The following is a 9978-nucleotide window of genomic DNA, read 5'->3' as shown; positions in this document are numbered from 1 at the left end:
AATTTCTAAACTAAGAGTTTTGCAGAGTTCTCTTTCAGTGTACCAAGGGTGGCCGATTTCGATTCACATATTTTATGCTCTACACCATATATTATATGTAGAATTATGCGTATATTTGGCATACGACTCTGAAAGAAGAATAAACCAACAATAAAACCTCATTACAAGTTCATCATGAAAATAACACTACGAAGCCTCATCATCGCCACATTACTAGCAGTATCAACCCTCACCATGAGCGCACATAAAGTCATTGCGCACCGTGGACATTGGAAAATGGAAGGCGCAGCACAGAACTCTCGTGAATCATTACAGAATGCTCTGGACTTGCAAATTTATGGGTCGGAAACCGATATTTGGCTCACTGCCGATGGACATTTGATGGTAAACCATGACCCTACGTTCAAAGGAGTAAACATACAACAAGCTACTTACAAGGAATGCAAAGCTCTCGTGCTTGACAACGGCGAGCACATGCCACAACTCAAAGACTTCCTCAAAATGCTCAAAAAGAGCAAAAGTCCCACTAAACTCATCATCGAAATCAAGTCGCACGCCACCCTCGAACGAAACAGAGAGGCCGCTCGGAAGACTTTGCAAGAAGTAATGAAATATGGTATGGCCGACAGAGTGGAATATATCTCGTTCAACATGGACGTATGCAAGGAACTCATACGATTAGACAGTCATGCTAAAGTAGCCTATCTGCGTGGAAACGTCTCGCCCGAAGAGTTACACAAACTCCGCTTCACAGGTCTTGATTATCATTATAGCGCATTCCGACAACATCCGGAATGGATACGCCAAGCCCATGAATTAGGCTTGACCGTCAATGCTTGGACCGTAGACGAACCTGCCACCATTCAAGAGATGAGCGAGGCAGGTGTCGACTTCATCACCACCAATAATCCGATTGAAGCCATGCAAGGGGCACAATAATCCAAATGAAGTAGCCACCTTACTTCCACATGCACTTCACTTAATCCGTCGAAGATGTAAATATCTGATTTTAAGCACTTTATCATCACTTTACTGCAAAGCCGAGGCAGTATTGCTGTTCGGCTCATGCAGCACTGCTGCCACGCCCTTGCAACAACTTAAAACAGGCTCTTTTTGACATGTAAACAAACGACAAATACATAGGTTATTCATGTACTAACAAGAAGACGACTGAAGCCCAATCTCAAGATGACGGACTGATAACCATCACCTCTGAACAATTTGAAAAAGGTGGAATGGAGATAGGTCAAGTTAGTACAGCAACCTTTCTTGAGAAAGTAGAATGCAAAGGATATATTTTTGCTCCCACAAATGCCATGGCTAAAGTCAGCACTCCCATCTCTGGCAAAATCAACACATTGAGATGTAAGGTGGGAGATTATGTCACTGCTGGTCAAGTAGTAGCGACTATATCCGGTAACGAGTTTATGAATTTACAGCAAAGTTTTGCAGAAGCGGCCATAGCCTACACTAAAGCGAAAGCTGACTACGAACGAGCAAGCGCCCTTTGGGCTGAACAGATTGGAGCTAAAAAGGATTATCTAGCAGCCAAAAGCATTTACAATAGCACATACGCCGGCTATCTGTCCCTCAAAGCAAGTATTACTACGCTGCACATAAATCCAACTCTGATAGAGCAAGGGAAAATGTCTGCTTCTTTTCCGATAACCGCCCCCATTAGCGGATATATCACAAAAGTAAATACATTATTAGGGGAATATACCGATATGCAAAACTATATTGCAGAGATAGTCAACCCCAATGCTCTCCAATTGAGACTTGAAGTATTCGATACAGATATAAGGAAATTGCACGTTGGCCAACAAGTTATATTTGGAACTGGCGGTAATGACAGCAAGAACCTACGAGCAAAAATATCTAACATCGGGAAAATCATCAATCCAGATACCAAAGCCATTAATTGTATAGCTACCATCGACAAATCCAATGGAACTATGATTATCAACGACAGTTATGTAGAGGCCATTATCAATATAAGTTCCAAACAAGGTTTTGCACTCCCTATTTCGGCCGTACAAAAGCAAGGTGAAAACTATTTTGTCTATACCATTGAGAAGAAAGACGGAGAAGACTATAAATTAAAGAAAAATCAAGTAATCATAGGAGCCATAGAACAAGATTACATCGAAATTAAAACAAAACTCCCCAAAAAGAAAATTATGGTACGTGGCATAGAAAACCTATAAAAGATTATAATTACTGAAAGTTCTCTATACCGACAATACTCTAGCCTTATTGTCGGTATACCGCCTATATAAATATAGAAAATAAGAAATACAAAGAAAAACATTTAGAAGGATTTGGAAACTGCCAACTAGCTGTAATTAGTCTTCAATAATTATTTCCATGTCTTTAATAAACTCCTAATGGTTTTGTGTCATTCTGTCATATTATGTCACTTGGCACATGGTTTGTTAATAAGATGACGGATATTGGTGTCCACATCAAATTAGATAATAACAAAAATAAATATATAAGATTATGGGAAAGATTATTGGAATCGACTTAGGTACAACCAACAGCTGCGTTTCCGTATTTGAAGGCAACGAACCTGTTGTGATAGCAAATAGCGAAGGTAAGCGCACAACTCCTTCTGTTATCGGTTTTGTAAAAGATGGCGAGCGCAAGGTGGGTGACCCTGCTAAGCGTCAGGCTATCACCAACCCGACTAACACTGTATACTCTATCAAACGCTTTATGGGTGAGACTTACGACCAATCGCGTAAGGAAGCAACGAGCATGCCTTATAAGGTAGTAGACGAAAACGGTTTCCCCCGTGTAGATATTGAGGGACGCAAATATACTCCGCAGGAAATTTCTGCCATGGTATTGCAGAAGATGAAGAAAACTGCTGAGGATTATTTAGGTCAGGAAGTAACCGATGCTGTCATCACAGTACCAGCTTACTTCTCTGATTCACAGCGTCAGGCAACCAAAGAAGCCGGCCAAATTGCAGGCTTGAACGTTCAGCGTATTGTAAACGAACCTACAGCAGCTGCACTCGCTTATGGCGTAGACAAGGCTAACAAGGATATGAAGATTGCCGTATTCGACCTTGGTGGTGGTACATTCGATATCTCTATTCTAGAATTCGGTGGCGGTGTATTCGAGGTATTATCTACCAATGGTGATACTCACCTTGGTGGCGACGACTTCGACCAAGTTATCATTAACTGGCTGGCTGACGGCTTTAAGGCCGACGAGGGTATCGATTTGAAGAAAGACCCAATGGCCATGCAACGCTTGAAAGAGGCTGCCGAGAAAGCTAAGATTGAATTATCAAGCTCTACATCTACCGAAATCAACTTGCCTTACATCTCGGCTGAAGGTGGCGTACCTAAGCACTTGGTAAAGACTTTGACCCGTGCACAGTTCGAACAATTGGCTCATGGACTTATCCAAGCTTGTCTTGTTCCTTGCCAAAATGCGATACGCGATGCCAAGTTACAGACTTCAGACATTGACGAAGTCATCCTCGTAGGTGGTTCCAGCCGTATTCCTGCCGTGCAGACATTGGTGAAGAACTACTTTGGCAAAGAGCCTTCTAAGGGCGTAAACCCCGACGAAGTGGTAGCCGTAGGTGCTGCTATTCAGGGTGCTATCTTGAACAAAGAAAGCGGTGTGGGCGACATCGTGTTGCTCGACGTAACCCCGTTGACCCTCGGTATCGAGACTATGGGTGGCGTGATGACAAAGCTGATTGAGGCTAACACAACCATCCCTGCTAAAAAGAGCGAAGTATTCTCTACAGCCGTAGACAACCAGACTGCCGTTACCATTCACGTATTACAAGGCGAGCGTCCCATGGCTTCACAGAATAAGAGCATCGGCCAGTTCAATTTAGAGGGTATCGCACCTGCACGTCGCGGTGTTCCGCAGATTGAAGTTACATTCGATATTGACGCCAACGGTATCTTGAACGTAAGCGCCAAAGACAAGGCTACAGGCAAGGAACAGAACATCCGCATTGAGGCATCAAGTGGTTTGAGCAAGGAAGAAATCGACCGTATGAAAGCAGAGGCAGAAAGTAACGCCGAAGCAGACAAAAAAGAGCGAGAGAAAGTGGACAAGATGAATCAGGCAGACTCCATGATTTTCACCACCGAGAACTTCTTGAAAGACAACGGCGACAAGATTCCTGCTGACCAAAAGCCCGGTATCGAGAGTGCTCTCCAACAACTCAAAGATGCTCATAAGAGTGGTGATGTGGCTGCAATTGATACAGCTATCAACAACCTCAACACCGTGATGCAGACTGCTAGCCAGCAAATGTATCAAGGAGCACAAGGTGCTCAGCCCGGCCCCGACGCTTCTCAAGACTTCAACGGTGGTGCTCAAGACGGTCAACAATCCCAAGGTGGCAACGCCAGCGACATCCAAGACGCAGACTTCGAGGAAGTGAAATAAAAGTGCTAATAAACGCTAATTAAAAATAGGTAAATCCCAGTAACATAATAAGTTGCTGGGATTTTTATTTCTTAATAATGATTAAATCTTATTGTTTTTAATCGTTTTTGTGCTTATATTTGTACCATATTTGTGCCGCGACTTAATGGGAGATAAAGTGCGACTTAATTTAAAAGATAGATTGATAATCAAATAGATACAAATAGTATGGCAAGTGCAAAATTTCAAATAGAGCGGAAATGCGAAATTTGCGGTAAATCTTTTATTGCAAAGACGCTAACCTCCAGATACTGCTCTAAGAACTGTTCTCAAGCTGCATACAAACAAAGAAAAAAGGAAGAACTGTTAGATGCATTGAAAAGAGAAAAGGCTGCGAGAGTTCCGAAGAATCAACCTTATCTCTCAATAGCTGATGCAACTGCATTATTTGATATTGGACGAGATTCCCTTTATCGCTTAATCAGGAATAAGCAAGTTCGTTATTATAACCTCGGACGAAGGATGATACGTATTTGCAAAGCTGATTTACAAGAACGCTTTAATCTACGTCCTTACGATGAAAGAAGAAAAGAAAAACAATCAGAAGTAAAGACTTATCGGCTTGAGCCTGAAGATTGTTATACGATTGGAGAAATAGCCAAGAAGTTTGGCATCCATGATAGTACTGTATATCTGCATATTCGCAAATATTCTATTCCAACAAGGCAGATTGGTAATTACGTCTATGCGCCAAAATCAGAGATAGACAATTTGTATAAACCCTAACCCACGACATACAATGAGAAAGGAACTTGATAATACAAAGGCAACAGTACGATTGCGAAAGAGTGCTTATCGAAAAGAATGGTACCTGTATATAGAAAGCTATCCTGTGAGAGTAGCTGGAAAAGATTCTCCGCAAAGAGTGCGTGAGTATCTAAACCGAACTATCACTACTCCTATTTGGGATAAAAGTAGAACAGCTCGTACAACCGAAGTGACCCAAACTTTCAAACCTAAACGAGATTTGAATGGAATTATCTTGTGTAAAAGTGAGATAGACCAAGAGGCCTGTATTTATGCAGATAGTGTTAGAAAACTACGGCAGCGTGAATATGATAATGCAAGCTTGTATAGTGACACAGAAACCGCACAAGCAGAACAGAAAGAACGATTACAACAAAATTTCATTAAGTACTTTGATAAGGTGGCAGATAAGCGACACCGTAATAGTTCCCTTTCAATTCAAACAAACTGGGAGCGAGTACATGTTTTGTTAAAAATGTTTGCTGGAGACACGCTTCTTTTTTCACAAATAGACAACCGATTAGCTGAAGATTTCAAGTTCTTCTTGTTATCCGCTCCTTGTGGTGGAAGTAAAAAAGGGACAATATCACGAAACACAGCTTCTACATATTTTTCTATTTTTAAGGCTGCGCTCAAACAAGCATTCATAGACGGATATTTGACCATAGATTTATCTGCAAAAATCAAAGGCATACAGGAACAAGAATCCCGAAGGGAATACTTAACCCTTGATGAACTGAATAAGTTAGCTAATACCCCCTGTGAACGTGATGTACTTAAACGTGCAGCACTATTCTCAGCTCTGACAGGACTGAGACATTGCGATATTCAAAAACTAAAATGGAATGAAATAGCCATCGAAGGAAACCAAGCCAAACTTCTCTTTACTCAGAAAAAGACAAAAGGGGTAGAGTATATGCCTATCTCGGAACAGGCGTTTAAGCTTTGCGGAGAGCCAAGACAACCAGAACAACTCGTTTTTGAAGGGTTACCAAATCCTTCTTGGATTTCTCGTCCATTAAGGGCATGGATTGAAAAAGCTGGTATTCAGAAGCACCTCAGCTTTCATTGTTTTAGGCACACATTTGCTACCCTTCAACTTGCAAACGGCACAGACATCTATACTGTAAGTAAGATGCTTGGGCATACAAATGTCAAAACAACTCAAGTATATGCAAAGGTTGTCGATGAAAAGAAAAATAAAGCAGCCAATGCTATTCAAATAGATATTGAAAATGATAAAACTTAATTCGACAACATAATATGAATACCAAATATTTTGAACATATTGTAGTATATCTGTCCGTTCTTGTTGTTTGTGTCATCATTGCGTTGTTCGCAAGAGTGGTTGCCTTACGTTTAGGGGTTGATGAATTTACTGCACAAATAGTCTTTTGGAGTGTTGTTGCCATAGGCATCATCATTTATTCTATATTGTCTATTTTGGTAGAGGGACTATTTACGGCATTAGTCAAGTTTTTCTTTCCAAAGAAACAAGAAGATAAAACAAATGATAAAGCATCCGACGCTGAGGCTGGACAAGTAGTAGACGGTGTTGGCGGTTCATCTTCCGAACAACAGCAACAATCAATGGACTTTGACTCAATTCGGCAACAGCAACAAAAGTTAATGGACCAGAAAGTACAAGATAAACGTGCTATAGCTATTAAATATACTCAACAGCAATTCGCACCTTATGTTTCAGATAAAGATTTGCTCAAGCTTTGTGAATATATAGAGTTGTACTCCGCTAAGCTTCCCTTATCACACGTTGAACCAATTAATATCAAAGGTTTAGTTGCCTTAGACCTGTTTCATTTTGGTTGGAGTATATGGAATCATTTTAGAGTTGGCAAACAAGATGAAATTTCGCAGTTCCTTAAGCAGGTTTTTGCCACCACATTCAAAGATGTAGAAGTTGGAAGTATAAAAAGTCATCTCCGTGATGACGAGAAGAAAGGCACTATACCCATTGTACAAAGCCTTTCAGACCACCAAATAACAGAATAACACACAAACCTATTGTGTTTTTATAGTGTTTCTTCAGTGTCTTAGGACACAGAGGAAACACTTTTTTCATTTGCACCGTAAAAATCAATAACAAGTATTATGGTACAAAATGAAATCACTTTTGAGAACTTGCCAAAGGCAGTTGCTCACTTAGTCAGCGAAGTTGCTGAAATCAAGAATTTAGTATGTAAAGGACAAACCCCTATTGTCCCTCCCAAACGTATTCCTATTGGAATAGATGATGCGTGTAAACTTATAGGGAAAGCCAAACCCACGGTTTACACCTTAGTACGTAAACGCTTACTACCTTGTTATAAGAATGGTAAGCATCTCTATTTTTTTGAAGATGAGTTGTTGGCATGGATTGAAGGAGGTAAGAAAAAGACTGTTGCCGAAATCAACGAGGAGGCAAAAGCTTTTATTTCTGAGAAACATTCTGATTCTTCCATTTTATAAATATATGCATTATGGAAAAGGAAAGAACTGAAGGGCGAGCCAAGCAATCTAAGAATGAACGTATAGAACAATTCTTGAAAGAGCATTATGCTTTTCGTTTTAATACTGTTAAAAGTAGAACAGAGTTTCGAGAACAAGATTCTAATACTTCATTTCGTCCTCTTACTAAATATGATATTAACTCTATGCGTCGGCTGGTAGATGGGACTTTGGGAATATATACTCCAGCAGATAATATTCGAGCAATATTGGAGAGCGACTTTTGCAATAAAGTTAACCCAATTCGTGAGTATTTGTTGAATCTTCCAAAACCTAAAGGTGAAGATGAATCTGAAATTATAAGGTTGGCAAATTGTGTTGTGGTGAGAAATCCTGATAAGTGGAAACACTACTTTGTAAAATGGTTGGTTGCTGTCGTAGCCAATGCCATGGATGATTTACAGTGTCGTAATCATACATGTTTAGTTCTTACAGGTGAACAAGGAAAATTCAAAACAACTTTCCTTGATTTACTCTGTCCAGAAGAACTGAAGAGTTATCTTTTCACTGGAAAAATAGATCCACAAGGAAAAGATGTACAAACACTGATTGCGGAATATCTTTTTATCAATATTGACGACCAGCTAAAGGCACTCAATAAGAGAGATGAAAATGAATTGAAGAATCTGATAACGACACCAAGAGTAAAATATCGTAGACCATACGACACTTACATTGAGGAGTATCCTCACTTAGCAAGCTTTATGGCATCTGTTAATGGTAATGATTTTCTAACAGATCCGACAGGCAGTCGTCGCTTTCTACCTTTTGAAGTTGAACACATTGATATTGACGCAGCTAAAGGGATTAATATCAACAAGGTGTACTCCGAGGCAGTTGAATTGTGGAGAGTTGACTATCATTATTGGTTCAATGAAGAGGAAATAGCCGAATTGCATCAAGAGAGCGAAGGGTTTCAAGTGCAGACTGTTGAGTATGAAATGCTTCTTAAAGGCATGGAAAAGCCAGCAGCAACCGAAGAGAGTTATATGACCACTTCTGAAATCCTAAACTATTTGCGTGGATATACAACGCTAAACCTAAGTGAAAGGAGAATGGGAGAAGCCTTGAAAAAGGCTGGTTTCTTGCGGAAATCCAAAAGGATAGGTGGCAATCCAATGTATGTCTACCATATACGCAAGATTGTTCCCAATCCCTTTATTCAAAGTTACAATACTAATTATTAATACTACTTTACTACAAAGAGGGATAAAGCATTGAAAGAAGAAAGATTAGACCGTAGTAAACTATTAGATAGGGTGTTACTACCTCATTACTACCAGCCTATCATATGCAATGATTACTACAAGAAAAGTAAGTACTACATATTTTCCTTTCACTGTCAACGACTTACAAGAATATCACATTGTAGTAAGTAATAAACTTAAAAGTTATAAGTATGACAATAGATGAAATTAAAGCAATATCAATTAAAGATTACTTAGGTAGTATGTCTATATACCCTATAAAGAATTATGGCTATTACGGAATGTATAAAAGTCCATTCCGAAATGAACATACTCCAAGTTTCAAAGTTGATTATAATCAAAATCTATGGTATGACTTTGCACTTGATGAAGGTGGGAGTCTTATAGATTTAGTTATGCAATTACATAATTGCAGTTTAGTACAAGCTATAGAGTTGTTTAATGGCAAACAAAATAACCTACCAAAATTTTCCATAGCTAATAGCAAAACAATTTCTCCAAGCCAATCACGTATAGAGGTTGTCGGCTCTACTAACTTATGCCATCCGAATCTCATAGAATATTTCACACATAGAGGAATCAATCTGAACATTGCGAAAAAATATTGTAGAGAAATCCATTATAGGATTGGTGATAGGAGTTTTTACGCAATAGGATTTCCAAATAATTCTTATGGGTATGCGTTGCGCAATCCATACTTCAAAGGGTGTTTGTCTCCTTCCGATGTGTCGTATGTTCCCAATCCCTCAGAACAAATCAATCTGTTTGAAGGTTTTATGGATTATCTTAGTCTGCTTACGATGAGTCCAGAGGAAGAGAAGAAAGCTGCACTGATACTTAACTCGATTAATAATATCAAAAAGTCAATATTTTTCCTTTCAAAGCACAAACTCATCTGTTCATATTTAGATAATGATGAAGGAGGAAAGCGAACTTTAAAACAACTTAAAAGAGATAATTTTGCTGTTCAAGACTGCTCTTTCGTCTTCCAAAACTATAAAGACCTAAATGAGTATTTATGTGCTGAATTCAAGCATTCAGAGAAAGCAGA

9 protein-coding genes are annotated in these 9978 nt (G+C 39.4%); all 9 read left to right on the top strand.

Annotated features, from left to right (window positions below; translation table 11 throughout):
* Positions 1–174 precede the first annotated feature (174 nt).
* Positions 175–939: a glycerophosphodiester phosphodiesterase gene (locus HMPREF3034_RS03940; protein WP_062433398.1), complete on the top strand. Its 765-nt coding sequence runs from the start codon at positions 175–177 to the stop codon at positions 937–939.
* Between the two features lie 296 nt (positions 940–1235).
* Complete coding sequence (locus HMPREF3034_RS03935) at positions 1236–2207, top strand: efflux RND transporter periplasmic adaptor subunit (protein WP_036900933.1); 972 nt, start codon at positions 1236–1238, stop codon at positions 2205–2207.
* Between the two features lie 295 nt (positions 2208–2502).
* Complete coding sequence (gene dnaK, locus HMPREF3034_RS03930) at positions 2503–4428, top strand: molecular chaperone DnaK (RefSeq protein WP_036900630.1); 1926 nt, start codon at positions 2503–2505, stop codon at positions 4426–4428.
* A gap of 207 nt (positions 4429–4635) precedes the next feature.
* Complete coding sequence (locus HMPREF3034_RS03925; RefSeq protein WP_021902972.1) at positions 4636–5193, top strand: helix-turn-helix domain-containing protein; 558 nt, start codon at positions 4636–4638, stop codon at positions 5191–5193.
* Positions 5194–5206: 13 nt separating this feature from the next.
* Complete coding sequence (locus HMPREF3034_RS03920) at positions 5207–6463, top strand: site-specific integrase (protein WP_062433396.1); 1257 nt, start codon at positions 5207–5209, stop codon at positions 6461–6463.
* Positions 6464–6477: 14 nt separating this feature from the next.
* Positions 6478–7224 (top strand): hypothetical protein, encoded by a 747-nt coding sequence (locus HMPREF3034_RS03915; protein ID WP_062433394.1) that lies wholly within the window; start codon positions 6478–6480, stop codon positions 7222–7224.
* 99 nt (positions 7225–7323) lie between these two features.
* Positions 7324–7680: a helix-turn-helix domain-containing protein gene (locus HMPREF3034_RS03910; protein ID WP_062433392.1), complete on the top strand. Its 357-nt coding sequence runs from the start codon at positions 7324–7326 to the stop codon at positions 7678–7680.
* An 11-nt stretch (positions 7681–7691) separates the two neighbouring features.
* On the top strand, positions 7692–8906 hold the full coding sequence (locus tag HMPREF3034_RS03905) for a virulence-associated E family protein (protein ID WP_028899556.1): 1215 nt from the start codon (positions 7692–7694) through the stop codon (positions 8904–8906).
* Between the two features lie 212 nt (positions 8907–9118).
* Positions 9119–9978: toprim domain-containing protein (locus HMPREF3034_RS03900; protein ID WP_062433391.1), on the top strand; the 860-nt coding region annotated here is incomplete at its 3' end.

It is taken from the genome of Prevotella sp. DNF00663, from assembly GCF_001553265.1.
GTDB lineage: Bacteria > Bacteroidota > Bacteroidia > Bacteroidales > Bacteroidaceae > Prevotella.
The sequence above is the reverse complement of the archived record's forward strand: the minus strand, read 5'-3'. Positions and strand labels throughout refer to the sequence as shown.

Bases quoted from the DNA above. Each gene is read 5' to 3' on its own strand.
- HMPREF3034_RS03910 (WP_062433392.1), top strand. From the start codon at position 7,324: ATGGTACAAAATGAAATCACTTTTGAGAACTTGCCAAAGGCAGTTGCT.
- HMPREF3034_RS03925 (WP_021902972.1), top strand. From the start codon at position 4,636: ATGGCAAGTGCAAAATTTCAAATAGAGCGGAAATGCGAAATTTGCGGT.
- HMPREF3034_RS03905 (WP_028899556.1), top strand. From the start codon at position 7,692: ATGGAAAAGGAAAGAACTGAAGGGCGAGCCAAGCAATCTAAGAATGAA.
- HMPREF3034_RS03915 (WP_062433394.1), top strand. From the start codon at position 6,478: ATGAATACCAAATATTTTGAACATATTGTAGTATATCTGTCCGTTCTT.
- dnaK (WP_036900630.1), top strand. From the start codon at position 2,503: ATGGGAAAGATTATTGGAATCGACTTAGGTACAACCAACAGCTGCGTT.
- HMPREF3034_RS03935 (WP_036900933.1), top strand. From the start codon at position 1,236: ATGGAGATAGGTCAAGTTAGTACAGCAACCTTTCTTGAGAAAGTAGAA.
- HMPREF3034_RS03940 (WP_062433398.1), top strand. From the start codon at position 175: ATGAAAATAACACTACGAAGCCTCATCATCGCCACATTACTAGCAGTA.
- HMPREF3034_RS03920 (WP_062433396.1), top strand. From the start codon at position 5,207: ATGAGAAAGGAACTTGATAATACAAAGGCAACAGTACGATTGCGAAAG.